The 24,805-nt window shown below is 74.2% G+C and carries 21 protein-coding genes and 2 tRNA genes; 20 read left to right on the top strand and 3 right to left on the bottom strand.

Annotation, left to right across the window (positions count from 1 at the left end; genetic code table 11):
- The first annotated feature begins 82 nt into the window (after positions 1–82).
- Positions 83–1,054, top strand: coding sequence for a membrane protein insertase YidC (locus OTB16_RS05630; RefSeq protein ID WP_267718730.1), 972 nt, complete (start codon positions 83–85; stop codon positions 1,052–1,054).
- Positions 1,055–1,176: 122 nt separating this feature from the next.
- Positions 1,177–2,034 (top strand): fumarylacetoacetate hydrolase family protein, encoded by an 858-nt coding sequence (locus tag OTB16_RS05625; protein WP_267718729.1) that lies wholly within the window; start codon positions 1,177–1,179, stop codon positions 2,032–2,034.
- 115 nt (positions 2,035–2,149) lie between these two features.
- On the opposite strand, the gene OTB16_RS05620 is transcribed toward OTB16_RS05625, so the two are convergent.
- On the bottom strand, positions 2,150–3,265 hold the full coding sequence (locus tag OTB16_RS05620; protein WP_267718728.1) for a Gfo/Idh/MocA family protein: 1,116 nt from the start codon (positions 3,263–3,265) through the stop codon (positions 2,150–2,152).
- Positions 3,266–3,321: 56 nt separating this feature from the next.
- On the opposite strand from OTB16_RS05620, the gene OTB16_RS05615 reads away from it, so the two are divergent.
- The 13 genes from OTB16_RS05615 (at position 3,322) to OTB16_RS05555 (ending at position 16,911) form a co-directional block, all read left to right on the top strand.
- Positions 3,322–4,605 (top strand): ROK family transcriptional regulator, encoded by a 1,284-nt coding sequence (locus OTB16_RS05615; RefSeq protein WP_420717624.1) that lies wholly within the window; start codon positions 3,322–3,324, stop codon positions 4,603–4,605.
- 413 nt (positions 4,606–5,018) lie between these two features.
- Entirely contained in the window at positions 5,019–5,774 is a 756-nt protein-coding gene (locus tag OTB16_RS05610) for a hypothetical protein (protein WP_267718727.1), read from the top strand.
- Positions 5,775–5,950: 176 nt separating this feature from the next.
- Positions 5,951–6,721 carry a GntR family transcriptional regulator gene (locus OTB16_RS05605; protein WP_267718726.1) on the top strand — a complete coding sequence of 257 codons (771 nt, stop codon included), beginning with the start codon at positions 5,951–5,953 and terminating at the stop codon, positions 6,719–6,721.
- A 220-nt stretch (positions 6,722–6,941) separates the two neighbouring features.
- Complete coding sequence (locus tag OTB16_RS05600) at positions 6,942–8,063, top strand: TIGR03364 family FAD-dependent oxidoreductase (protein ID WP_267718725.1); 1,122 nt, start codon at positions 6,942–6,944, stop codon at positions 8,061–8,063.
- A gap of 5 nt (positions 8,064–8,068) precedes the next feature.
- Positions 8,069–8,848 (top strand): phosphonatase-like hydrolase, encoded by a 780-nt coding sequence (locus OTB16_RS05595; protein WP_267718724.1) that lies wholly within the window; start codon positions 8,069–8,071, stop codon positions 8,846–8,848.
- Positions 8,845–9,894 carry an ABC transporter ATP-binding protein gene (locus OTB16_RS05590; protein WP_267718723.1) on the top strand — a complete coding sequence of 350 codons (1,050 nt, stop codon included), beginning with the start codon at positions 8,845–8,847 and terminating at the stop codon, positions 9,892–9,894. The genes OTB16_RS05595 and OTB16_RS05590 overlap by 4 nt, the downstream gene beginning before the upstream one ends.
- 202 nt (positions 9,895–10,096) lie before the next feature.
- Positions 10,097–10,918 carry a 2-aminoethylphosphonate ABC transporter permease subunit gene (locus OTB16_RS05585; protein WP_267718814.1) on the top strand — a complete coding sequence of 274 codons (822 nt, stop codon included), beginning with the start codon at positions 10,097–10,099 and terminating at the stop codon, positions 10,916–10,918.
- Positions 10,905–11,702 carry an ABC transporter permease gene (locus tag OTB16_RS05580; protein WP_267718722.1) on the top strand — a complete coding sequence of 266 codons (798 nt, stop codon included), beginning with the start codon at positions 10,905–10,907 and terminating at the stop codon, positions 11,700–11,702. The genes OTB16_RS05585 and OTB16_RS05580 overlap by 14 nt, the downstream gene beginning before the upstream one ends.
- Before the next feature lie 146 nt (positions 11,703–11,848).
- A complete protein-coding gene (locus tag OTB16_RS05575) occupies positions 11,849–12,922 on the top strand; it encodes a 2-aminoethylphosphonate ABC transporter substrate-binding protein (protein ID WP_267718721.1) in 1,074 nt (357 codons plus the stop codon).
- 176 nt (positions 12,923–13,098) lie between these two features.
- Positions 13,099–14,622, top strand: coding sequence for an alkaline phosphatase family protein (locus OTB16_RS05570; RefSeq protein WP_267718720.1), 1,524 nt, complete (start codon positions 13,099–13,101; stop codon positions 14,620–14,622).
- Between the two features lie 156 nt (positions 14,623–14,778).
- Positions 14,779–15,558 (top strand): HAD-IIA family hydrolase, encoded by a 780-nt coding sequence (locus tag OTB16_RS05565; RefSeq protein ID WP_267718719.1) that lies wholly within the window; start codon positions 14,779–14,781, stop codon positions 15,556–15,558.
- 82 nt (positions 15,559–15,640) lie between these two features.
- A complete protein-coding gene (locus tag OTB16_RS05560) occupies positions 15,641–16,255 on the top strand; it encodes a hypothetical protein (protein WP_267718718.1) in 615 nt (204 codons plus the stop codon).
- A complete protein-coding gene (locus tag OTB16_RS05555; RefSeq protein WP_267718717.1) occupies positions 16,252–16,911 on the top strand; it encodes a class F sortase in 660 nt (219 codons plus the stop codon). Before OTB16_RS05560 ends, OTB16_RS05555 begins: the two co-directional genes overlap by 4 nt.
- 90 nt (positions 16,912–17,001) lie before the next feature.
- Here the strand turns inward: OTB16_RS05555 and OTB16_RS05550 are convergent.
- Positions 17,002–17,075: transfer RNA gene (locus OTB16_RS05550), tRNA-Lys, on the bottom strand.
- Between the two features lie 219 nt (positions 17,076–17,294).
- On the opposite strand from OTB16_RS05550, the gene OTB16_RS05545 reads away from it, so the two are divergent.
- The 5 genes from OTB16_RS05545 to OTB16_RS05525 all read left to right on the top strand — a co-directional run bounded on the left by OTB16_RS05545 (position 17,295) and on the right by OTB16_RS05525 (position 23,793).
- A complete protein-coding gene (locus OTB16_RS05545) occupies positions 17,295–18,638 on the top strand; it encodes a peptidoglycan-binding protein (protein ID WP_267718716.1) in 1,344 nt (447 codons plus the stop codon).
- A gap of 11 nt (positions 18,639–18,649) precedes the next feature.
- Positions 18,650–20,941 (top strand): SPFH domain-containing protein, encoded by a 2,292-nt coding sequence (locus OTB16_RS05540; RefSeq protein ID WP_267718715.1) that lies wholly within the window; start codon positions 18,650–18,652, stop codon positions 20,939–20,941.
- A 216-nt stretch (positions 20,942–21,157) separates the two neighbouring features.
- On the top strand, positions 21,158–21,751 hold the full coding sequence (locus OTB16_RS05535; protein WP_267718813.1) for a lytic polysaccharide monooxygenase auxiliary activity family 9 protein: 594 nt from the start codon (positions 21,158–21,160) through the stop codon (positions 21,749–21,751).
- A 26-nt stretch (positions 21,752–21,777) separates the two neighbouring features.
- The gene (locus OTB16_RS05530) at positions 21,778–23,538 is read left to right on the top strand and encodes an AMP-binding protein (RefSeq protein ID WP_267718714.1); all 1,761 of its coding nucleotides are present in this window, start codon (positions 21,778–21,780) and stop codon (positions 23,536–23,538) included.
- Positions 23,539–23,719: 181 nt separating this feature from the next.
- Positions 23,720–23,793, top strand: a tRNA-Lys gene (locus tag OTB16_RS05525).
- Positions 23,794–23,897: 104 nt separating this feature from the next.
- Here the strand turns inward: OTB16_RS05525 and OTB16_RS05520 are convergent.
- On the bottom strand, positions 23,898–24,656 hold the full coding sequence (locus OTB16_RS05520; protein WP_267718713.1) for an IclR family transcriptional regulator: 759 nt from the start codon (positions 24,654–24,656) through the stop codon (positions 23,898–23,900).
- Positions 24,657–24,805 lie beyond the last annotated feature (149 nt).

The following is a 24,805-nucleotide window of genomic DNA, read 5'->3' as shown; positions in this document are numbered from 1 at the left end:
CACGCGTCCACGCACCCCGTGCGTCCACGCGTCGTCCGATGCGGCTCTTTCGACGTTCGACGAGACTCTCCGGAGGGCCCTCATGTCTGCTTTCACTCATCTTGTCGCTCAGTTGGGCCGGCTGCTGGAGCCGGTGCTGGCCCAGTCGGCGACCGCCGCGGCGATCGTGCTGTTCACCGTCCTCGTGCGGCTCGCCCTCTACCCGCTGAGCCGCGCGGCCTTCCGGGGGGCGACCCCGCTGGCGACCTGCCTGCCGATGCTGTTGCAGCTGCCGGTGTTCTTCGTGATGTACCAGGCGTTCTCCGCGGCGGAGGTCGGCGGGGCGGCCAACGAGCTGCTCGGACAGCGGTTGTTCGAGGCGCCGCTGGGAGCCCGGTGGTCCGGGGCGCTCGGGGAGGGCGGCCTGCTGGGGGCGCAGGGGCTGGTGTTCCTCGGGCTGTTCGCCGCCATAGCGGCCGTGGCGGCGTGGAGCGCGGTACGGGGGCGCCGTGCGGCCGCCGCCATCGGCTCGACGGCATCGGCATCGGCGGCGACGGCGGCGACGGCGGCGACGGCATCGGCGACGGCGGCACCCGGGGCGAAGGCGGGTGCCAAGGCTGGAGCCAAACCCGGTGGGGCCAGGCCCGGTGGGACCAAGGCCGCCGGCGCCAAGGGCGGGACCGGGGCCGGGACCAAGACGGGCGCACGCAGCGCACGCAGCGCACGCAGCGCACGCAGCGCACGCAGCGCGCGGGGCGAGGCGGGTGCGGGCCGGCCGGCCGAGATGACCGCCGAGCAGCAGGAGCTGATGCGCAAGCTGGGCGGCGTACTGCCCCTGCTCTCCTTCGGCACGCTGATCACCGCCGCCGTGGTGCCGCTGGCCGCCGGGCTGTACCTGCTGACCACCACCGCGTGGTCGGTGGCGGAGCGGGTCTGGCTCCAGCACCGCAAGGACCGCGAGGACCGCGCGGAGCGGGCGGCGTCGGCCGGGGCGGCTGGGGCGTCCGGGGCGTCCGGGGCGGCCGGGGTGGTGGCGGAGCCGCGTACCAGGGGAGGCGCGCGTTCCACCCTGTGAACAGGGTCTTGCGGATTGAGCCGACTTCTTGGAGGATCGACCAATCCTCCGATGGCCGCAACCCATCGTCCGGCCCGGGGCATGCCCTTGGGCCGACCATCCTCGACCACGGGAGAATGCCCATGAAGCTGCTGCGTGTCGGACCGGTCGGGTCGGAGCGCCCCGCGCTGCTCGACCAGGACGGGACCCTGCGTGACCTGTCCGGCGTGATCACGGATGTGGACGGCGGCCTGCTGGCCGACGACTCCGTGCTGTCCCGGGTGCGGGAAGCGGCGGAGTCCGGCGGACTTCCGGTCCTGGACGCCGAGGGGCTGCGCATCGGTTCGCCGGTCGGCCGCATAGGCAAGATCGTGGGCATCGGGCTGAACTACTTCGCGCACGCGGCCGAGGTCGGCGCGGAGCCGCCGGCCGAGCCGATCCTGTTCCTCAAGGCCGCCGACACCGTGGGCGGCCCGGACGACACCGTGCTGATCCCGCGCGGCAGCGTGAAGACCGACTGGGAGGCCGAGCTCGGCGTCGTCATCGGCGCCACCGCCCGCTACCTGGCCTCCGCCGAGGAGGGTCTGGCCCACGTCGGCGGTTACGTGCTCGTCAACGACGTCTCCGAGCGGGAGTTCCAGATCGAGCGCGGCGGCACCTGGGACAAGGGCAAGAACTGCGAGACCTTCACCCCGGTCGGCCCCTGGCTCCTCACGGCCGACGAGGTACCGGACCCGCAGGTCCTGGACGTGAAGCTGTGGGTCAACGGCGAACTCAAGCAGGACGGCACCACCGCGGACCAGATCTTCCCGGTCGGCGAGGTCGTGCGGTACCTGAGCCAGTTCATGACCCTGTACCCCGGTGACCTCATCGTCACCGGCACGCCGGCGGGCGTGGCCATGGGCCAGCCCGAGCCCAAGCCGTACCTGCGGGCCGGTGACGTGGTGGAGCTGGAGATCGAGGGACTGGGCCGCCAGCGCCAGGAGTTCAAGAGCGCGTAGCCCGCGACCGCGGGGCAAGCACGGCACGCTGGCAAGCGCGGCACGCACGACGTACACGGGTGAGGGGCGGGGCCGCCGGACCGGCGGCCCCGCCCCTCTGCCGTCCGTCTCTCCGCTACCGAGCGGTGACCTCGCCGGCCGGGATCTCCACGGCCACGCCCTCGCGGGACGAGGTGCGCGCGGCCTCCAGTACGTCGAGGCAGTGCGCGGCCTCGTACGCCGTCACCGGGGCCGGGCCGCCCGTGCGCAGCGCGGTGGCGACCGCCGCGTAGTACGCCGGGTAGTCGCCCGGCACCGTCGGCACCGGGGTTCCGCCGCCGGTCAGCGGGGACTCGCCGCAGCCCAGCCGCCCCCAGAGGTGCTCCGGCTCCTCGCCCCACGCCGCGTCCGTCCCCGGGCGCAGCCCCTCGCGCAGGGCGCCTTCCTGGGGGTCGAGGCCGTATTTCACGTAGCCGGCGCGGGAGCCCAGGACGCGCATCCGGGGACCGAGCTGGGCGGTGGTCGCGCTGACGTACAGGTGGGACCGCACCCCGTTCGCGTGCGTGAGGGCGATGAACGTGTCGTCGTCGGTCGCGGCGCCCGGGCGCCGCGCGTCGGCCTCCGCGTAGACGCGTACCGCCGGGCCGAACAGCACCAGCGCCTGGTCCACGACGTGGCTGCCGAGGTCGTACAGCAGGCCGCCGATCTCCTCCGGCGCCCCCGACTCGCGCCAGCCGCCCTTGAGCTGCGGGCGCCAGCGCTCGTAGCGGGACTCGAAGCGCTGGATCTCGCCGAGCTCGCCGTCCGCGAGGAGGCGGCGCACGGTGAGGAAGTCGTTGTCCCAGCGGCGGTTCTGGAAGACGGACAGGAACGTGCCGGTCCGCTCGGCGAGGCCGGCGAGGGCGCGGGCCTCGTCCGCGGTGGCGGCCAGCGGCTTGTCCACGACGACGGGGAGACCGGCCGTGAGGGCGGCGGTGGCGAGCGGGACGTGCGTCTTGTTGGGGGACGCGATCACGACGAGGTCGAGGGCGGGGGCGTCCCCGCGGTCCCACAGCTCGTCGGCGGACTCGACGATCCGGACGCCCGGGTAGGCCTCGCGGGCCTGGGCCTGGCGTTCGGGGTCGGAGGTGACGACGGTGTCGAGGACGAGCCCGTCGGTGGCGGTCACGAGGGGCGCGTGGAAGACGGAACCGGCGAGGCCGTAGCCGATGAGGCCGACGCGGAGGGGATCGGTGGGGGCGGTGGCGTTCATGGAGTCCACTTTGGCAACAGTGTTGCCAAAGTGCAAGGAAGGTGGACAATGGGCAGGTGAACAGGGGTAGCGGGGACGGACCCGGCAACGGGTACGGCGACGGCGCGCGCGGCAGCGAAGGCAGCGAAGGCCGCGAAGTCGGTGGAGGCCGCGAAGGCCGCGAAGGCCGCGAAGGCGGTGGAGGCGAAGTCGGCGGCGGGCGCGAGGGCCGCGGCGGGGTCAACCTGCCGGCCCTGCGCGGGCACAACGAGGCGCTGCTGCTGGACCTGCTGCGCGGCGCCGGGCCCACGGGACTGGGCCGCGCCGAGCTCGCGACCCGTACGGGGCTGACCCCGCAGGCCGTCAGCAAGATCACGGCACGGCTCGGGGCCGAGGGGCTGCTCGCGGAGGCCGGCCGCGCCGCGTCCACCGGCGGCAAGCCGCGCACCCTGCTCCGGCTGGCCCCGCAGGCGCGCCACGCGGTCGGCGTGCACCTGGACCGCGACGAGCTCCGGGCGGTACGGGTCGACCTGGCCGGCACCGTCCTCGCCGCGACCGGCGGCCCGCTGGACTTCGCGGCCGGTCCCGCCGAGGCGGTCGAGGCGGTCGTACGGGTGGTCGCGCGGGTCGCGGACCCGGCCGGGCCGCCACTGCTGGGCGTCGGGGTGGCCGCGCCGGGGCCGCTCGACCACCGGACCGGGGTGATGGGCCGGGTGACGGGATTCCCGGGGTGGGAGGGGTTCCCGCTGCGGGAGGTGCTGCGGGGGCGGCTGGGCCTGCCCGTGCTGCTGGACAAGGACACCAACGCCGGCGCGGCGGGGGCGGGGGCGGGTGTGGGCCCCGGGGCGGCCGGTGCCGTCACCGGACGCGGCGGCTTCCAGGCGGGCCTCCCCGGGGCCGGGGCCTCCGGGGCGGCCCCCCGCACCTCCGTCTACCTGCATGTCGGCACCGGTCTCGGCGCGGGGCTGCGCCTGGGCGGCCGGGTCTACCGGGGCACCCGCTCGGCGGCGGGGGAGTTCGGCCACCAGGTCCTCCTGCTGGACGGCCCGCCGTGCCGGTGCGGGGCACGGGGGTGCGCGGAGGTGCTGTGCCTGGCGGCCGTGGCCCGCGGCGACCTCCCCGAGGCGGCGCGGATCCTGGGCGAGGGCGCCGCGAACCTGGTCGCGCTGCTGGACGTGGACGACGTGCTGCTCGGCGGCCGCGTGGTGGCGGCGGCCCCGGAGGCCTTCGTCTCCGGAGTCCGCGCCGTCCTCACGGCCCGGGCGCTGACCCCGGACCCGCCGACGGTCTCCCTGACGCCGAGGGGAGTGGCGGAGGGCGCGGCGGAACTGGCCCTGTCCCCCTTCTTCGACCACACCTGACGGGCCCTCCCGGCCCGAAGGGCCCGGGCGCACGGCCTCTGGCGGACAGGGCCCGGGCATACGGCCTCCGGCGGACAGGGCCTGGGCGCACGGCCTCCGGCGGACAGGGCCTGGGCGCACGGCCTCTGGCGGACGTCTCCGCCCGCGCCTCGGCCCTCCGCCCGCGCCTCGGCCCCCGGCCCCGCCCGGGGATCGGCGGGGGCCCCCGCACGCAGGTCCAGGAACGCGGAAGGGCTCCGGCGTCGGCCGCGCGGCGCCGGTTTGACCTCGTGCGCCGATCGGGCGTAAACCAGTACGACTCAGGCGCGGCGCCCGTTAGCGCGTCGCGCGTGAGTGACAGGGTGCGAGCGTGGCCGGGGTGATTGTCACCTCGTCCGATCATCATCCCGTCCGGCGAGCAGCGAAGGCCTTCCATGCGACTACGCAAAGCCCTTGCCCTCACCGCCGTCCTCTCGGCCGCCCTCGTCGCCGGCCCCGCGACCACCGCGGGTGCGGACGTGGGCACCGGCGGCGGGGCGCGGCCGGCCCCCGCGCTGCCGTCCCGGGCGCATGCCACCTGCGGTGACGGGAAGGGTGCCGCCTTCCCCATCGGCGCCCGGATCCGCGGCGGTCCGGCCGTGTACCGCACGGGCAGCGGACCGCAGAGCTGGTACCTGGACCTGACCAACACCACGGGCTCCGTGTGCACGGCCATCCACCCCGTCATCGTCTTCACCGGCAAGGCCCGCACCCTTCGCCCCGCCCACCTCCGGATGGAGTTCGACGCCCCGGGCGGCACCTTCCCCGTCAGCCTGGAGGGGACCGACCGCGACGAGATCATCGCCGTCTTCGACGGGGGCGACGCCTTCCCCGGCTTCACCGTCGCCGCCGGCGGCTCGCTCACCGTCAAGGTCGGCCTGGCCTTCGCCCCCGACGCCCCGACCGGCGAGGTCCTCGCCGACGCGGCTCTCGTGCAGCGCAAGGGCGACGACGGCGACTGGGTCGGCGAGGCCGGTGGGTACCGCTTCTCCGTGGAGGGCCCCCAGGGCGAGGAACCCTCGGAGGTGGGCGCGCTGGCGCACAGCGGCCCGCGCGACCGGGCGTACGGTGTCGGGGCCATCGTCGCCGTCGCCGCAGGCGGGGGACTCCTGCTGGTCGCCCGGCGGCTGCGCGCGACCTCCGCCGGCTGACCACCCCTGACGCCCGCCCGCCGCGCCCGGCCGCTGTCGCCCTGACGCCCGGCCCCCGCCCGCCGCGCCCGGCCCCCGCCACTGTCGCCCCGGCCCCGCCACCGGCACCGGCACCCGGGGTGATCGCGCCAGTCCCCGTACGGGAGCCGTTCACCCGGCCCGCATAGAGTCCCACCGTGGAAGACCAGACCCCGCGCCACCGCCCCGGATCGCCCGTCCGCTCCGGGATCCCCGAGCACGGCCGCATCCCCAAGTACTACGCCGTCAAGGCCCGCATCGCGGCCCTCCTCGACGAGCTGGGCGAGGGCGGTACCCTCCCCACCGAGCGGGATCTCGCCGAGCGCTACGAGGTCTCCCGCGAGACGGTCCGTCAGGCCCTGCGGGAGCTGCTGCTCGAGGGCCGGCTCCGCCGCTCCGGGCGCGGCACCGTCGTCGCCGGACCGAAGCTGGAGCAGCCGCTCTCCCTCGCCAGCTACACCGAGGGCGTACGCCGCCAGGGCCGCCGCCCCGGGCGCACCCTGATCGGACTGGAACAGTTCCCCTGCCCGCCCGAACTCGGTCCCGGCATCGGCGCCGCGCTCGGTGAGCCCGTCTGGCACCTGGAGCGCGTCCTGCTCGCCGACGACGAGCGCGTCGGCCTGGAGAGCACGTACATCCGGGTCGCCCGCGCCCCCCGCCTCGGCGACGATTTCCAGCCGGACTCCTCCTTCTACGGATACCTCCGCGACAGCCTCGGCATCATCTTCGGGGACGCCGACGAGAAGCTGGAGACGGTCCTCGCGACACCCCGCGAAGCCCTCCTCGTCGGCACTCCGCCCGCCCTCCCGATGCTGCTCATCCACCGTTTCTCGCGGGACGGGGAGGGCCGGCCGCTGGAGCGGGTGCGCTCCCTCTACCGTGGGGACAGGTTCAGCTTCACGACCCACCTGCGGCCCGAATCGGCCTGATAGGCCTGATGGGCCCGAATCGGCCTGATGGGCCTGAGCAAGCGCGAACCGGCCCCGAAGCGGCCCGGGGACGAAGCCGCTAAACCATCCGTACCGAACGGAAAGGGGCGCATCGATGTCACGGGAAGATAACGGGTCTAGTCCAAACGTCGAGGGCTGTTCACCGGCGCGTCGCCACGCCGATCCCCCCGGGCCACGGGCCCGCACCACCGTGAACCGCGTGAGAGTCATAGTCGTCGGAGGCGGCGTGGTCGGCACCATGCACGCCTGGCAAGCAGTCCAACGCGGCCACGAGGTCGTCCAGATCGAGCGCGAGGCGGAGGCCCGCGGCGCGTCACTGCGTAATTTCGGCCAGATATGGGTCAGCGGGCGGGCCGGGGGAGAGGAGCTCGAGACCGCCCTGAGGGCCCGCGAGCTATGGGAGCGCATCGGCGCGGAGGTGCCCGGTCTGGGCTTCCGTGCCATCGGCTCCCTGACCCCCGTCCGCAACGCCCGCGAGTACGCGGTCGCCGAAGCGGCCGCGGCCCGCCCCGACGCCGCCGCCCGCGGCTACGAGCTGGTCACCGCAGAGCAGGCACGGAAGATCAACCCGGCCCTGCGCGGCGACTTCGGAGCCGCCCTGTGGTGCGAGCGGGATGCGGCCGTCGAGCCGCGCACCGCGCAGCTCCACCTCCGCGAGGCCCTGCGGGCGAGCGGCCGCTACACCTTCGTCCCCGGCCGGGAGGTCCGCGCCCTGGCCGGCCCCGGCGCCGTCCGAGACGACCACGGGTACATCCACCGCGGCGACATCGTCGTCCTCGCCACCGGCGCCTGGCTGTCCGGCCTGGTCCGCGAGCTGGCCCACGACCTGCCCGTGCGCCGCGTACGGCTCCAGATGATGCAGACCGCGCCGCTCGGCGAGCAGCTGACCACCTCGGTCGCGGATGCCGACAGCTTCCGCTACTACCCGGCCTACGGCTCGCCCGCCCTGGACGCGCTCAACGCGGAGCAGGCCCAGGCGCCGACCGCCGCCGCGCACAAGATGCAGCTGCTGATGGTCCAGCGCCAGGACGGCGGACTGACCATCGGCGACACCCACGAGTACGAGCACCCCTTCGCGTTCGACACGCTCGAGGACCCCTACGAGCACCTCACCGAGGTCGCCGAGTCCTTCCTGGGCCGCCCCCTGCCCAAGATCCGGCGCCGCTGGGCGGGCGTGTACGCGCAGTGCACCGACACCACCCGCGTCGTCCACCGCCAGCAGGTGGCCGAAGACGTCTGGCTGGTGACCGGACCCGGCGGCCGCGGCATGACCTGCTCGCCCGCCATAGCCGAGACCACAGCGAACGAACTGGGCTGGTGAACCACATGACCGACACGACCGACGCCCGCGACACGACCGACGCCCCCGCCACGACCAACGCCCCCGCCGGCACCCGCAAGCTGATCGTCCTCGACATGGCCGGGACCACCGTCGCCGACGGGGGCCTGGTCGAGCGCGCCTTCGAGCGCGCCGCCGAACGCCTCGGCGTCACCCCGGGCACCCCCGACCACGAGGAGAAGCTCCGCTACGTCCGCGACACCATGGGCGAGTCGAAGATCTCCGTCTTCCGCCACCTCTTCGGCAGCGAGGAGAGCGCACAGCGCGCGAACGCCGCCTTCGAGGAGGCGTACGGCGACCTCGTCGACGGCGGGCTCGTCGCCCCGCTCCCCGGCGCCCGGGAGGCCATCGAGGAGCTCCGCGCGGACGGCCGCACCGTCGTCCTGACGACCGGCTTCGCCCGCGTCACCCAGGACGCCATCCTCGACGCCCTCGGCTGGCGCGACCTCGCCGACCTCACCCTCTGCCCGGCCGACGCGGGCGGCCGCGGCCGCCCGTACCCGGACATGGTGCTGGCCGCGTTCCTGCGGACCGGCGCCGTGGCCGACGTGGCCGACGTCGTGGTCGCGGGCGACACCGCGTACGACATGCTCAGCGGCCGCCGCGCCGGTGCCGGGCTCGTGGCCGGCGTGCTCACCGGCGCCCACGACCGCGCCGCCCTCGCCGGGCACGGCGCGACCCACGTCCTCGGCTCCGTCGCCGAACTCCCCGCGGTCCTCGCCGCCGCCGGCCCCGCCCGCCCCGCCCACCGCGCGGAGCCGGCGTGAGTGGCATCCGGTTCGAGGGGGTCAGCGTCGCCTACGACGGCGCCACCGTCCTGGACTCGCTCGACCTGACCGTCGAGCCCGGCGAGGTGATGGCCCTGCTCGGCCCCTCCGGCTCGGGCAAGACCACGGCCCTGCGCGCGGTCGCCGGGTTCGTACGGCCCGCCGCGGGCCGGGTGCTGATCGGCGGCCGGGACGTCACCGCGCTCCCGCCGCACCGGCGGGGCATCGGCATGGTCGTCCAGCAGTACGCGCTCTTCCCGCACATGCGGGTCGAGGAGAACGTGGCCTTCGGCCTCAAGGCCCGCAAGACCCCCCGCGCGGAGATCCCCGGCCGGGTCGCCGAAGCCCTGGACCTGACCGGGATGGCCGCCTACGCCAAGCGCTACCCCCGCGAGCTCTCCGGCGGCCAGCAGCAGCGCGTGGCGATCGCCCGCGCCCTCGCGATCCGCCCCGGGGTGCTCCTGCTCGACGAACCGCTGTCCGCGCTCGACGCGCAGCTGCGGTCCGGGATGCTCGCCGAACTGGCCCGGCTCCACCGCGAACTGCCCGAGGTGTCCCTCCTGTACGTGACGCACGACCAGGTGGAGGCGCTCACGCTGGCCGACCGGATCGCCGTCATGGACCGGGCCCGGCTCCAGGACTGCGGCACCCCGCAGGAGCTGTACCGGTCCCCGCGCACCGAGTTCACCGCTTCGTTCGTCGGCAACGCGAACCTGCTCCCCGTCACCGTCGCGGACGCCGGAGCCGTCTTCGCGGGGCGCCCGCTCGCCCTCGACCGCGGTCGCGCGGCGCCCGGCTCCCGGGCCACCCTGTGCGTACGGCCGCACCTGCTCGGCCTCGGCGACGGCCCCAACGCCCTCAGCGGCACCATCGCCGAGGTCCAGTGGCGGGGCTCCACGCACCGGCTGTACGTCGACGTCCACGGCCACCGCGTCAAGGCGGACCTCCCCGAACTGCGCGAGACGCCCGCCCTCGGCGACCGGGTCACCCTGCACTTCGAGCCGCGGGACGCGGTGCTCCTCGCGGCGGGGGTCTCGGATGCCTGACGCCTCGCGGCGAGCCGCACCCGGGACGACCGTGGGAACGCCCCCGGGCGGAGCCCCCGCGGCCTGCGGCCCGCCGGTCCCGGCTCCGGGCGGGCCCGGCGGGCCGGGCGGGTTCCCTTCCGGGGAGGCTCGGGGTTCCGCCCAGGGCCCCGCGCCCCGGACCCCGGCGAGTCCGGAGGGTTCCCCGGCGGGACGCAGCGGTCTGCGGCTGCCGCGCGGCGTATGGGCCCTGCCGCCCGTCGCCGTGCTCGCGCTCGTCTTCCTCTACCCCCTCGGCCTCGTCGTCCAGCAGTCCCTCACCCCCGAGGACGGCGGCGGCGCCTTCGACGCCTACGGCTCCGTCTTCGCCTCCGCCGCCTTCCGGGAGGCCCTCTGGACCACCGTCTGGCTGGCCGTCGGCGCCACCGCCGGCTGCCTCGTCCTCGGCTTCGCGCTCGCGCTCGTCATCGCCTTCGTACCGTTCCCCGGCGCCCGCGCCGTCGCGAAGTTCATCGACGTCTTCCTCTCCTTCCCCTCCTTCCTCATCACCCTCGCCCTCCTCTTCATCTACGGCAGCGTCGGCATGGCCAACGGCGTCTGGACCGACCTCACCGGCACCGCCGAGGGGCCCTTCCGGTTCCTCGCCACCCCCTGGGGCGTCCTCCTCGCCGAGATCACGTACTTCACGCCCTTCGTGATGCGCCCCCTGCTCGCCGCCTTCTCCCAGCTGGACACCGCCCAGCTCGAAGTCGCCGCCGGCCTCGGCGCCCGCCCCGCCCGGATCGTCCGCCGGGTGATCCTGCCCGAGGCCCTCCCGGCACTCGCCGCGGGCGGCAGCCTCGTCCTCGTCATGTGCCTCAACGAGTTCGGGATCGTCCTGTTCACCGGCGCCAAGGGCGTCACGACGCTGCCGATGCTCGTCTACGGCAAGGCGATCCTCGAATCCGACTACCAGGCCGCCTGCGTGGTCGCCGTCGTCAACATCGCGATCTCCGTCGGCCTGTTCGGCCTCTACCGGGTGGTGAGCAAGCGTGCTGGTGCATAGCCGGACCGGCCGCTGGGCCGCCTGGGGCCTCTTCGCCCTCCTCTTCCTGCCCCTCTTCGCCCTGCCCCTGCTCGTCGTGGTCGGGGCCTCCTTCGCCACCCACTGGTCCGGCGCCTTCCCCTCCGGCCCGACCACCGGGAACTACACCGCCGCCGTCCGCGGCGAATCCCTCCAGGCCCTGACCACGTCCCTGGTCACCGCCGTGACCGCCAGCCTGCTCGCGCTCACCCTCGGTACCTGGGCCGCGCTCGCCGCCGCCGCCCTCGGGCGGCGCGGGAAGCGCGCGCTCGACGCGCTGTTCGTGCTGCCCGTCGCCGTGCCGTCCGTGGTCGTCGGCCTCGCCGTGCTCGTCGCGTTCAGCCGGCCGCCGATCCTGCTCAACGGCACCGGATCCATCGTGGTCCTGGCGCACACCGTCCTCGTCACCGCCTTCGCCTACCAGTCGGTCTCCGCCGCGATCGTCCGGCTCGACCCCGCGTACGAGCAGGCCGCGGCCTCCCTCGGCGCCAGTCCCGCGTACGTGCTGTGGCGGGTGAGGCTGCCCCTGCTGCTGCCGTCCCTCACCGCGGCCGCCGGGCTCTGCTTCGCCCTGTCGATGGGCGAGCTGAGCGCCACGATGATGCTCTACCCGCCGGACTGGATGCCCCTGCCCGTGCGTATCTTCACCGCCACCGACCGGGGCTCGCTGTTCAGCGGATCCGCCGTCGCCGTGGTCCTGATGGCCGCGACCCTGACGGTCCTGCTGGCCGTCTCCCGGATCCGCACGAGGGCCGCGTACCGCTGACCCGTACGAGGGCCGCGTACCGCTGACCCGCGCCAGAGCCGCGTACCCCTGAATCCGGCCACGCCCCCCGCGTGACCGCTCGACCCCGCGCGCCCCGCTGTCCCTGCTGAACCTCTGCCGACTCCCTTTCCCCGTAAGGAAGTTCCATGCCCAGCAAGCTCCTGCTCCGCACCGCCGCCTCCTCCGGCTGCCTCGCCCTCGCCGCCACCCTCACCGCCTGCGGCGGCTCCGCTTCCTCCGCCGGCTCCGACGGCGGTGAGAAGGTCGTCACCGTCTACAGCGCCGACGGCCTCAAGAGCGACAAGGGCGACGGCTGGTACGACAAGGTCTTCGCCGACTTCACCAAGAAGACCGGCATCGAGGTCAAGTACGTCGAAGGCGGCTCGGGCGAGATGGTCCAGCGCGCCGTCCGCGAGAAGACCAACACCCAGGCCGACGTGCTGATCACCCTGCCCCCCTTCATCCAGCAGGCCGACGGCAAGGGCCTGCTCCAGGCCTACGCGCCGCAGGGCTCCGACAAGGTCAACGGCGCGGACAAGGCCGCCGACGGCAAGTGGACCTCGGTCGTCAACAACTACTTCGGCTTCGTCTACAACAAGAAGGAGCTCGCCGAGGCCCCCAAGACCTGGGAGGAGCTCCTCGACCCCAAGTTCAAGGGCAAGCTCCAGTACTCCACCCCGGGCGTCGCGGGCGACGGCACCGCCGTCCTCATCAAGTCGATGCACGACTTCGGCGGCAAGGAGCCGGCGATGGAGTACCTGAAGAAGCTCCAGGCCAACAACGTCGGCCCGTCCTCCTCCACCAGCAAGCTCGCGCCGAAGACCGACAAGGGCGAGCTGCTCGTGGCCAACGGCGACGTCCAGATGAACTTCGCGCAGTCCAAGTCCATGCCGAACCTGGGCATCTGGTTCCCGGCCAGGGCCGGCGGCAAGCCCACCACCTTCGCCCTCCCGTACGCGGCCGGCCTCGTCGCGAAGGCCCCGCACACGGAGAACGGCAAGAAGCTGCTCGACCACCTCCTGACGGAGGAGTCCCAGAAGCTGGTCAGCGAGGTCGGCGGCGGCTTCCCGGCCCGCACCGACGTCCGGCCGACCGACGCCAACGCCGTCGAACTCGCGCGGATCCTGGCGGGCGTCGAGGTCTTCGAGCCGGACTGGGCCGACATCGACAAGAACCTCACCGGCTACGTGGACGCGTGGAAGTCGGCAACCGGAAGCTGACCGGTTACTTCCTGGCCACCCACGGCCGCGAGAGTGACGCTTGCACCGTCACGGCCCCGCCGCGACACCGAGATAACGGGTCTGGACCGAGGACCGCACCCCCGGTCCGGACCCGGCGCACGCACGGCCCGCCCCAACCTGCCGCGCCTTCCCCACGATTGCTCCCGGAGGAGTACGTGCCCACTGCTGTCCTGTCCGGACGCACCCTCGCCGTGGCGGCCACCGCCACCGCCCTGCTCGCCACCGCCCTCGGCGCCACCGCCGCCACCGCCGGGGAGTCGGCGGCCACCACCGACAAGGTCCTCGTCATCGGCATCGACGGAGCGGTCCTCGACCGCGTCAAGGCCGCCAACGCGCCCCACCTGAACGGCCTGATGGCCCAGGGCCTGACCGCCCGCAGCACCCTCTACGCCAACCCGATGGCCGCCACCTCCTCGGGCCCCGGCTGGTCCACCATCGCCACCGGCGTGTGGCCCGACAAGCACGGCGTGAAGGACAACTCCTTCACCGGCAAGAACTACACGGCCCACCCGGACTTCCTGACCCGCATCGAGAACGCGAAGCCGTCGCTCAACACGTACGCGGCCGCCGACTGGGAGCCGATCACCTCCACCGACCAGAACGGCCCGATCTTCTCGGCCAAGGTCGACAAGCGCCTCTCCCTCAAGGGCGACCGCGACGGCTACGGCAGCGAGGACCCGAAGATCGCCGCCGCGGCCGCCACCGAGCTGCGCGACCAGAACCCCGACGCGGCCTTCGTCTACCTCGGCGAGATCGACGCGGCCGGCCACTCCTCGGGGGCTGCCAGCCAGGCCTACCTGGACGCCGTCGCCCGGGTCGACGTCCTGGTCGGCAAGCTCCTCACCGCCGTCCAGAGCCGTCCCACGTACGCCCAGGAGAACTGGAAGGTCCTGGTCACCACCGACCACGGCCACACCAGCGGCGGCGGACACGGCGGCTCCAGCATCGCCGAGCGCGGCACCTTCGTCATCGCCAGGGGCGCGGGCATCCCGGCCGGCTCGGTACGGGACGACGTCCGCCTGGCCGACGTCGCCGCGACCGCCCTCGCCCACGTGGGCGTCAGCGGCGCGGGCCTCGACGGCGTTCCGCTGAACGCCCCCGACAGCGACCCTTTCGACACCCTGCGCCCGGTCCTCCAGGCCCGCGTGGACGAGACCGGGATCCCGGCCGGCACCAAGGGCTTCACCCACACCCCGCCGGCGGGCTGGTCCGTGGACAACTCGAAGATGGGCACGGGCGGCGTCACCGAGTGGGCCGGATGGGCCTTCGCCACCGACGAGTTCTGGAGCCAGTCGCAGCGCGACCAGTGGCGCGAGCTGAACGTCCGCTCCCGTGACGTCTTTGCCGTCGCCGACTCCGACGAGTGGGACGACAAGAGCCACACCGGCACCTTCGACTCCACGCTGATCACCCCCAAGTGGCCGGTCGCGGGCGGGACCGCGAAGACCCTGTCCTTCCAGACCCACTACCGCCAGGAGGCCGGGCAGACCGCCCAGGTGCTGGTGTCCTACAACGGCGGCGCCCCGGCCGTCGTGAAGAGCTACACCGCCGACGCGGTCGCGAAGGCCGAGTCGATCGCCCTCCAGGTCCCGGCCGGCGCCACCGACGTCCAGGTCCGCTTCCGCTACAGCGGCAACAACAACTGGTACTGGACCGTCGACGACGTCCGCCTCGGCTGACCCCGGCCCGCCGCCTCGCCCCACCCCGGCCGGCCCCTTTCCGGGGCCCGCCGTCCGGGCCGTGGACGCCTTCCGCGTCCGCGGCCCGGCCCGGATAGGGTGGTACAGACCAGAGGCCCCCGAGGTCAGAGGCCCCGCAGAGCGGAGAACAGTACCGTGGCAGAGCGCAAGCCGATCGAATCCTGGCTGACCGACATGGACGGGGTCCTCATCCACGAGGGCACGCCGATCCCCGGTGCCGACGCCTTCATCAAGCGGCTGCGCGAGTCCGGCAAGCCCTTCCTGGTGCTGACCAACAACTCCATCTACACCCCCCGCGACCTGCAGGCCCGCCTCAGCCGCATGGGCCTGGACGTCCCCGTCCAGAACATCTGGACGTCGGCGCTGGCCACCGCGAAGTTCCTCGACGACCAGCGCCCGGGCGGCACGGCGTACGTCATCGGCGAGGCCGGCCTGACCACCGCCCTGCACGACATCGGCTACATCCTGACCGACCACGAGCCCGACTACGTGGTCCTCGGCGAGACCCGCACCTACAGCTTCGAGGCGATGACGAAGGCGGTCCGCCTGATCAACGCGGGCGCCCGCTTCATCTGCACCAACCCCGACGAGACCGGCCCCTCCGCCGAGGGCCCGCTCCCGGCGACCGGCGCCGTCGCCGCGCTGATCACCAAGGCGACCGGCAAGAAGCCGTACTTCGCCGGCAAGCCCAACCCGCTGATGATGCGGACCGGGCTGAACGCCATCGGCGCGCACTCCGAGAGCAGCGCGATGATCGGCGACCGGATGGACACCGACGTCCTGGCCGGGCTGGAGGCGGGCATGCAGACCTTCCTCGTCCTCACCGGTCTGACCTCGCTCGCCGACACCGAGAAGTTCCCCTACCGCCCGACCAAGACGGTCGACTCGATCGCCGACCTGGTCGACCTCGTGTAACGCGTACGGCTGACACGTACGGCGCCGCTCCGGATGCGGGGCGGCGCGCCGCACGTGAATCTCCTTGTTGAGGAGGTTCACCATGCGCAGCATTCCCATCGCACTCCGTGTCACCGGTGTGGCCGTCGCCCTGACGGCGTTCACCGCGGTGACCGCGCCCACCGCCCTCGCGGGCGAGGAGGAACGCGGCGGCCGCGAGAGCATCTCGGTCGATCCGAACCCGGCCCACCCCGGAGCGCAGGTCAAGCTGCGCGTCAAGGGCTGCGACGGTACCCGGGGGGCGGCCAAGTCCGCCGTCTTCGTGGCGGACGCCGACCTGTACGGCCGCGACGGCGGCCGCAGTCCGCTCTACGGCGAGGCGATGATCAGCTCGCACGCCCCGCCCGGCTGGCACTCCATCCGGGTGACCTGCGACGGCCACGACAAGGTCACCGGCTCCATCGAGATCGCCCACCACCACCGCCCGACCCACCGCCCGACCCACCACCCCTCGCCGGTCTGGCCGGTCCACGCGGGCGGCGGCGGCATGTCCGCCGAGCTCGCCGAGACCTCCCGGCCGGCCGCGGCGGCCAAGGAGCAGGAGGAGGGCGGCCCGGGGATGCCGCACACCGTGATCGGCGCCGTCCTCGCCGCCGCGGCCACCCTGGCCGTCGCGGGACGCGCGCTGGCCCTGCGCCGCCGCCGAAGCGGCGAGTGAGCGAGGCCAGGGCGACCGCCGGCGGCCGGCTGCTGACCTTCGTCGCGTGGTCCGTGCTGGTCCTGGGCCTGTGGCTCTGGGGCCGCCAGCTGACCGGGATACCCTCGCCCCTCGCCGGCCGGGCCGGCGGGGCAGTGGGTCCGGGGATGCCGGCCGCGCACGCCCCGATGCCGGGGTCCTCGCCCGAACGGGTCGACGTGCCCTCCCTGGGCGTCCAGGCCCCGGTGATCTCGCGGAGCCTGGACAAGGACGGTGCGATCGAGCCGCCCCCGTACGGCAGCCCGGGCACGGTGGGCTGGTGGGGCGCGGGCACCCAGCCGGGCGTCGCCGGTACGGCGCTGATGGTGGGGCACGTGGACACCAAGTCGAAGCCGGCGGTCTTCTTCGGCCTGAGCTCGGCGCAGCCGGGCGAGAAGGTGCGGGTGGTGCGGGCCGACGGGTCGGTCGCGGAGTTCACCATCGAGGACGTACGGGTCTACGACCGCGCGGGCTTCGACCCGCACAAGGCGTACGGCCAGCGGGTCGCGGGCCGGGCGGAACTGCGGCTGGTCACCTGCGGCGGTTCGTACGACAAGGCGGCCAAGGAGTACACGGCCAACGTGGTGGTCTCCGCCTACCTGACGGGCGCGGGCGTCCGCCCGGGAACGGCGGCGTAAGGCCCCGCACGCCCGCACCCAGCCGCGCACGCCCGCAGCACCGGGACACGAAGAAGGCCCCCACTCGCGTGGAGGCCTTCTTTTCGTCTGTGCGCCGCCAGGGACTCGAACCCCGGACCCGCTGATTAAGAGTCAGCTGCTCTAACCAACTGAGCTAGCGGCGCTTGGTGACAGGTAAAACTCTACCCCACTCCTGCCGGTGCTCACGACCAGCCACGCCCGCCTTGTCCGATTAACCCATGTTTGGGTGGTTCATCGTGCACGATATGTCTTGGTCGTGCCACATCTGATGCCCCGCCAGATGCGGCACGGTCCGACCAGTGGACGAGCAGGGGAGTGGACGGAACCGCATGACGATGCAGCCTCCGACGCCGCATGGGCCGATGGCGATGCCCGTTTTCCAGGAGTACGAGCCCGCTGGCGACTGCGCGTGCCAGGGCTGCGCCCAGCGCCGGCGCGCCCTCGCCCGTGCGCGGGCCATACCGCTCCGGGACGGAGGACACCCCGCCGCGCGCGGCGCGCGCCGCGCGCTCGTCCTGGCCACCGCCGCCGGTGTGGTTCTCGGCGGCGCCGGTACGGGCGCGGCCGCGGTGACCGCGCCGGCCGCCGGCGCGGTCACCGCGGACGAGGACCCGCCCGGCTCCCCGCAGGGCGGCCGGGCCCCGCTGCACGGGCCCAACGGCGGCAAGCCCGGCGCCCCGGGAGCCCCGGCGGCCCCCGGCGTGGTGAAGCGGATCGACCGGGCGACGATCATCAACCGGGCGAAGCTGTGGCTGGACGCGAAGGTGCCGTACAGCATGACCGAGTACTGGACGGACGGGTACCGGCAGGACTGCTCGGGCTACGTCTCCATGGCCTGGAACCTCGGCACGAACGAGTGGACCGGCAGCCTCGACACGTTCGCCGCGAAGATCACCAAGGACGAGCTGCTGCCGGGGGACATGCTCCTCTTCCACAACCCGGCGGACCCGAGCAAGGGCTCCCACGTGGTCCTCTTCGGCGGCTGGGCGGACCAGACCCGGACGCACTACATCGCCTACGAGCAGACCAAGCCCCACACGCGGAAGCTGGCCACGCCCTACGGCTACTGGACCAACTCCGCCAAGTACCTGCCGTACCGGTACAAGGGCATCACCGGCGGCATCACCGGCGGCGTCACCCCGGAGGCCCCCGCCGCCGGACCGAAGCCGACGGCCCCGACGGCCTTCCCCGGGGCGGAGAAGTTCGGCCCGGGAGCCACGAACGAGTACGTCGAGCACCTGGGCCGGATGCTGGCCGAGCGGGGCGGCGCCCGCTTCTACCCGAAGGGCCCCAGCCGGACCTGGACCGACGCCGACCGGCTGGCCACCCAGGCCTTCCAGCGCGCTCAGGGCTGGACGGGCGCCGACACGGACGGCCTGCCGGGCGCGCATACCTGGCGCCTGCTGGTCGAGCACCAGGGCAAGGACATCCCGCCGTCGGCGACGGGCGCGCCCGGCCCCGGCGGCGTACGGGCCTACCCGGGCGCGGCGGTTTTCCGCCCGGGCGCGTCGCACGAGGCCGTCGCGGCGCTGGGCCGCCAGCTGGTGAAGAAGGGCTTCGGCAAGCACTACACCTCCGGCCCCGGACCCCGCTGGGGCGAGGCCGACCGCCGCAACGTCGAGGCGTTCCAGCGCGCGCAGGGCTGGCGCGGCGCCGCGGCCAACGGTTACCCGGGCCCGGAAACCTGGCGCCGGCTGTTCGCATGACGGAGGCAACGATGTACCCCACGCGCACCACGTCGACCACGGGCACCTTCCGGATCCCCCAGGAGGCCGCCCGGCCGGTCCGCCCCGCCCTCCTCGCCGAAGCCCCGGCGGCGACGCCGTCGCCGACGGCACCGACATCCTGGACCGAGGCCTCCCCGGCGGCGCCGTACGCGGCTCCCACGCCGTACGCGGCTCCCACGCCGTACGCGGCGCCGGCGGCGGTGGCGGTCCCGGTGCCGGTCTCGCCTCCGATTCCGGTTCCGGCCGCGGCTCAGGTGCCTGCTCCGGAGGCGTTCCAGGCCCCGGGCCCCGTACCCGCGCCCGTATCCGTACCCGTACCCGTACCCGTACCGGTGGAGGCGGTTCCGGCCGCCCGGGTCGACGGCCCGTCGCCCGAGCCGCAGGTTCCGGTGGCGCCGTACGGTCGCCCCGAGCCGGTCCCGGTCCCGGCGGAAGCCGTACCGGCGGCGCGGGCCGATGCCGTCCTCGTGGCCGCGCAGTCGGCGGGGGAGCAGGCCCCGGCGGCCGCGCCGTACGCCCGCCCGGTGGAGCCCTGGCCCTGGTCGCCGGTGCCGGACGCCGGGGAGGTGTCGCACTCCCGCCCGGCGGAGGCCGTGGCGGTGCGCGAGCCCGGGCCGGTGTCATCGTTCGGGCCCGCCGAGGCCGCCCCGGACGCCGGTCCCGCGAGGGAGGAGGCCCCGGCCCGCCGGGCCGAACCCGTCTCGGCCCTGCCGCACACCCGCCCGACCCCGGCCGCCGGGGAGCCCGAGCCCGCGTATGCGCCGCCGTACGACCACTCCGTCGCGGTGGTCGCCGGCCCGCGCGAGGGCGCGGAGGAGCCGGACGCCCGCCCCGCCGAGGCCCCGGTCCCCGCCGCCCGCGCACGGGCCGGGTCCGATCAGGAGCCGCACCCGCACCCCGACCAGGACTTCCACCAGGACTTCCACCAGGACTTCCACCAGGACCAGGACGAGGACCCGAACCAAGCCCCGGACCAAGACCCGCACCCGGAGCCCGAGCCCGAGCCCGAGCCACAGCACGACGGCACCGGCACCCACCCCCGCACCGACCCCCACGTCCGCCCCCCGCACCCCGGCGTGCCCGGGCTCGGCGTGCCCGGGCCCGGGGTGGCCGGGATCGTCGCCCGGGCCGTGGCCCGGGGCCTGGAGCGGGAGGACGACGACACCCAGGACCTGCCCCTCGTTCCCCCCGCCGCGCCCTTCCGCGGCGCGGCGGCCACCGAGGTGCCGCTCCACCTGCCGTTCCGCGCCGACCCGAAGCCCCCGGCCGCGACCGCAGCGACCGCCCCGACCGCCGCGCCCCCCGCTGACCCGGCCCGTTCCGCCCCGACCCGGCCCGGGCCCGCCGCGGCGTCCGTCCGCCCCGCCCCCGGCCGCCGCGTCCCCCGGGGCGACGACCGGCTCCGGGAGCACCGCGGGCCCGTGCTGCCCGGCTGGATCGGCGTGGCCGTCGGCGGCCTGGCCCTGGCCGGCTGCGTCGCCGTGCTCTGGCGGGCCGGGGTCGTCCCGGCGTCCCTGGTGGCGGCCTTCGGCGCGACCCCCCGCGCCTACGAGGGACTGCGGGCCACCCACTGGCCCCCGCTCGCCTTCCTCGGCGTCGTCGCGCTCCTGGCGCTCGGCGGCCTCGGCCGCGCCCGTACCGGCCACGCCTGGGTGCTGACCCTCTTCGGCCGCTACCGGGGCACGGTCCGGCGTACGGGTCTGACCTGGGTCAGCCCCCTGCTCCTGCGCCGCCGGGTCGACGTACGGCTGCGCCACTGGCGCAGCGACCCGATGCCCGCCGTGGACTCCGGCGGCCTCGCCCTCCAGGTCGTCGTCCAGGTCGTCTGGCAGGTCAAGGACACCGCCCGCGCCACCCTCGCCGTCGCCGACCACACCGAGTACCTCGCCGAACAGGTCGAGTCGGCCATGGCCCGAGTCCTGTCCCAGCTCCCGGCCGATGCCTTCCACGAGGCCGCCCCGACCCTGCGCGACGCCGAGGCCGTCGGCGACGCGCTGACGCGGATGCTGGCGGCGGAGACCGAGGCCGTCGGCGTCGAGGTGTTCTCGGCCCAGCCGACGAGGATCGAGTACGCCCCCGAGGTCGCCGAGGCGATGCGCCGCCGCCGGGTCGCGGCGATCGACGCCAAGCACCGCGACACCGTGCTGACCTCGGTCGTCGACGCGGTGGACGACACCGTCCACCGGCTGACCTCGCGCGGGATCGTCGAGCTGGACGACTACGAGCGCAAGGCCCTCGTGAAGGACCTCACCGTCGCCTTCTACACGGGGCGGTCGGAATAGCAGGTTCCGTAGCGGTACGGGAACGGGTGGCCGGAAGGGACCGGACCACCCGTTCTCCTTTTGGTATGGACATGGGCAACTCTCGTCAATAATCTGGGAGTTGGTCTAGACCTGAAATCCGTACGGCGATCCAGGGCTCGCCACACCATCCCCACGCGTGCGCTCGCTCTCGCCGAACTCCCCCCACGTTCAAGGAGCATCATGCGTCACTTCCGCATGCCCGGACGGGCCGGCGCCGCCGCGCTCGGCCTCGGCCTCGTCGCCGGGATCACCCTGCTCAGCGCCCCCAGCGCGAGCAGCCACGGCTACACCGACACCGCCATCAGCCGCCAGAAGCTCTGTGCCAACAAGGCCGTGTCCAACTGCGGCGCCATCCAGTGGGAGCCGCAGAGCGTCGAGGGCTTCAAGGGCTTCCCGGCCGCCGGTCCCGCCGACGGCAAGATATGCGCCGGCGGCAACGCCCAGTTCTCCGAGCTCGACAACCAGCGCGGCGGCACCTGGCCCACCACCGGCGTGACCAGCGGCCAGAGCTACTCCTTCCGGTGGCAGTTCACCGCCAACCACTCGACCACCGACTTCAAGTACTACGTCACCAAGAACGGCTGGGACCCCACCAAGTCCCTCACCCGCGCGTCCCTCGACCCCCAGCCCTTCCTCACCGTCGCCTACAACGGCGCACGCCCCTCCATGACCACCGTCCACCAGGGCGCCATGCCCAGCGGCAAGTCCGGCCGCCACATGATCCTGGCCGTCTGGACGGTCAACGACACCCCGATGGCCTTCTACGCCTGCTCCGACGTTCAGTTCTGACGGAACGTCAGCTAATCTCCGGCGGCATGCGGACGTCGACTGCACCCGAAACCGTCGCGGAGCTCATAGCGCGCCAATGGGGCGACCACCGGCCCGGGCTGATGTACGAGGACACCGAGCGCCGCGTCCTCACCCGCCACCGGACCGCCCAGGAGTCCGCCGCGCGCGCCGCGCTCCTCGTCGACCTCATGCCGCCGGAGGCCGAACCGCACCTGGGGGTGCTGCTCGACAACACCCCCGAGTTCCCGTTCTGGCTCGGCGCGGCGGCCCTCGCGGGGGCCGCCGTCGCCGGGATCAACCCGACCCGGCGCGGTCCCGAGCTCGCGCGCGACATCCTGCACACCGACTGCCGCCTCCTGGTGACCGAGCGCGCCCACCTGCCGCTGCTGCGCGGCCTCGACCTGCCCGGAGTCCGCCTCCTCGTCACCGGCACCGAGGAGTACGAGGCCCTGCTCGCCCCGTACGCCGCCGCCAAGCCCGGCGAGGCGACGCTGGGCACCCCCGGCCCCGCCTCCCGGCTGCTCCTCTACTTCACCTCCGGCTCCACCGGCGCCCCCAAGGCCGCCATCTGCACCCAGGGCCGGCTGGCCGCCGCCGGGTCGGCGCTGGCCCGCCAGTTCTCCGTCACGCCGGACGACGTCCACTACGTCTGCATGCCGCTCTTCCACGGCAACGCGGTCATCGCCGACTGGCTGCCGGCGCTGGCCGGGGGCGCGACCGTGGCGCTGCGCCGCCGCTTCTCCGCCTCCGCCTTCCTGGACGACGTGCGGGCGTACGGGGCGACGTACTTCACCTACGTCGGCCGGGCCGTCCAGTACCTCCTCGCCACCGACCCCCGCCCCGACGACCGCGAACACACCCTGCGGCTCGGCTTCGGCACCGAGGCCGGGGCGGTGGACGCGGCCCGCTTCGCCGAGCGCTTCGGGGTCCGGCTGGTGGAGGGCTACGGGGCCACCGAGGGCGGGGCTTCCGTCCAGCGCACCCCGGACACCCCGCCGGGCGCCCTGGGCCGGGCGGGCGCGGGCGACGACCTGGCGGTGATCGACCCGGAGACGGGCCGCGCCTGCCCGCCGGCGGTCTTCGACGGGGACGGCCGCCTGCTGAACGGCGGCGAGGCCATCGGCGAGCTGGTCAACCGGGGCCGCAGCCTCTTCGAGGGCTACTGGCGCAACCCCGGCGCGGAAGCCGCCCGCACCCGCGACGGCTGGTACTGGACGGGGGACCTCTTCTTCCGCGACGCGTCGGGCTTCCTCTACTTCGCGGGCCGTACGGACGACCGGCTCCGCGTCGACAGTGAGAACCTGGCGGCGGCGGTGATCGAGAACATCCTCGCCCGGTGGCCCCGGGCGGCGGCGGTCGCCGTCTACGCCGTACCGGACGAGGTGGCGGGGGACCAGGTGATGGCGGCGCTCACCCTGAACGAGGGCGCGGAGTTCACGCCGGACGCCTTCGCGGAGTTCCTGGCCGCCCAGCCGGACCTGGGCACGAAGATGCCGCCGCGGTACGTCAGGGTGGTCCCGTCGATGCCGGTCACGGCCACGAACAAGGTCCACCGGGTAGCCCTCCGCCGAGCCGCCTTCCTCCCGCAGCCGCCTTCGGCCGCCGCCGCCCAGGCCCCGCCGAACGATGCGGCCCAGCCCCGGCCGGCCGGATCCGCCCCCACCCACCCGGACCCGGTCTGGCACCGCACCCCCGACGGCGAGTACCGCCCCCTGGACGCAGTGGCCCTGGCAGCGCTCCTGGCGAAGTACGAGGCCCAGAACCGCACCCACCTCCTCCACCCCTAGCCCCGGCCGGGCACCCATGGCAGCGGGCCCGCCGAGTGCTGCTCCTGGGGCTCCGCCCCGGGGAACGGCGGAAGGGCGGGCTGGGGCAGGCTGCGCGCAGCGGCACCCCGGCCTCCAGGCATCGCGCGGCCAATGGTTTTGAGCACCCCGCAGGAGCGGGTAGTATTTTCTCTGTCAGCAGGCGCCGCTAGCTCAGTTGGTTAGAGCAGCTGACTCTTAATCAGCGGGTCCGGGGTTCGAGTCCCTGGCGGCGCACCTGTCCTTCGGGCGGTTTCCGGTTCACCGGGAACCGCCCGAAGTGTTTTCCGCCCCTGCCGCGCCGCGCCCCCACGCGGCCCCCCTCGCACCCCCCGCACCGCTCACAGCGTGAGCGACAGCAGCAGCGGCGCGGCCTTCCGGTTCAGGGCGTCGGCCGCCTCCCGCAGCCGGTGCGCGTGCTCCACCGGCATCGACAGGGCCAGGCAGCCCACCGCGTTCCCGGCCGTGATCGGGACCGCCGCGCAGACGGTGCCCACGGCGTACTCCTGGAGGTCGAGCACCGGCACGGTGGCCGGCTGCGCGTCCAGCTTGGAGAACAGGATCCGCTCGTTCACGATCGTCTTCGACGTGAGCCGGGCGATCTTGTGTCGGGACAGGTGGTCGCGGCGCCCGTCCAGGTCCAGCTGCGTCAGCAGGCACTTGCCGACCGCGCTGGCGTGCGCGGCGGAGCGGAAGTCGACCCATTCGTGCACCTTGGGGGTGCGGGGGCTGTCCGCGAACTGCGTGATCCTGACCTCGCCGTCCACGTACCGGCTGATGTAGACGGCCGCGCCGACCGAGTCCCGGAGCTGGTCCAGGGTGTCCTGGAGCTTGTCCGACAGGGCCTGCTGGCGGTCAGCGCCGGAGCCGAGCAGGACGAGTGAGTCCCCTATGGCGTACGCGCCGTCGGCGACCTGCAGGACGTACCCCTCCCGGCGCAGCATGAGCAGCATCGGGGCGAGATGGACTGCGGGCAGGCCGGTCTCACGCGCGATCTGCACGTCGGTCACGCCACCGGAGTGCCGTGCGATCGTTTCGAGTACGCGTAGTGCGTACTGCGCCGAGTGGAACGGCGCGGTCGGCTCGGGCTTCAGCGCCACGGTTTCCCCCTAGCAGGTTGTTACCGCTTGCCCTAACACAGTAGCCACCAAGAGGCCCGTGTGGAGCGCCTGTTGGAGAGATTGATGGCTCAATCATGTCGCCCCGCCTGGGTCTAATCCGCTGGCATATGCCTGCGTCACGGCCTCGG

This window comes from Streptomyces antarcticus (assembly GCF_026627255.1).
Classification (GTDB): domain Bacteria; phylum Actinomycetota; class Actinomycetes; order Streptomycetales; family Streptomycetaceae; genus Streptomyces; species Streptomyces antarcticus.
This window is presented reverse-complemented; position numbering and strand designations above follow the sequence as displayed.

Coding starts and splice junctions, on each gene's coding strand:
- OTB16_RS05630 (WP_267718730.1), top strand. CDS start 83: ATGTCTGCTTTCACTCATCTTGTCGCTCAGTTGGGCCGGCTGCTGGAG.
- OTB16_RS05625 (WP_267718729.1), top strand. CDS start 1,177: ATGAAGCTGCTGCGTGTCGGACCGGTCGGGTCGGAGCGCCCCGCGCTG.
- OTB16_RS05620 (WP_267718728.1), bottom strand. CDS start 3,265: ATGAACGCCACCGCCCCCACCGATCCCCTCCGCGTCGGCCTCATCGGC.
- OTB16_RS05610 (WP_267718727.1), top strand. CDS start 5,019: ATGCGACTACGCAAAGCCCTTGCCCTCACCGCCGTCCTCTCGGCCGCC.
- OTB16_RS05595 (WP_267718724.1), top strand. CDS start 8,069: ATGACCGACACGACCGACGCCCGCGACACGACCGACGCCCCCGCCACG.
- OTB16_RS05575 (WP_267718721.1), top strand. CDS start 11,849: ATGCCCAGCAAGCTCCTGCTCCGCACCGCCGCCTCCTCCGGCTGCCTC.
- OTB16_RS05560 (WP_267718718.1), top strand. CDS start 15,641: ATGCGCAGCATTCCCATCGCACTCCGTGTCACCGGTGTGGCCGTCGCC.
- OTB16_RS05545 (WP_267718716.1), top strand. CDS start 17,295: ATGGCGATGCCCGTTTTCCAGGAGTACGAGCCCGCTGGCGACTGCGCG.
- OTB16_RS05540 (WP_267718715.1), top strand. CDS start 18,650: ATGTACCCCACGCGCACCACGTCGACCACGGGCACCTTCCGGATCCCC.
- OTB16_RS05535 (WP_267718813.1), top strand. CDS start 21,158: ATGCCCGGACGGGCCGGCGCCGCCGCGCTCGGCCTCGGCCTCGTCGCC.
- OTB16_RS05530 (WP_267718714.1), top strand. CDS start 21,778: ATGCGGACGTCGACTGCACCCGAAACCGTCGCGGAGCTCATAGCGCGC.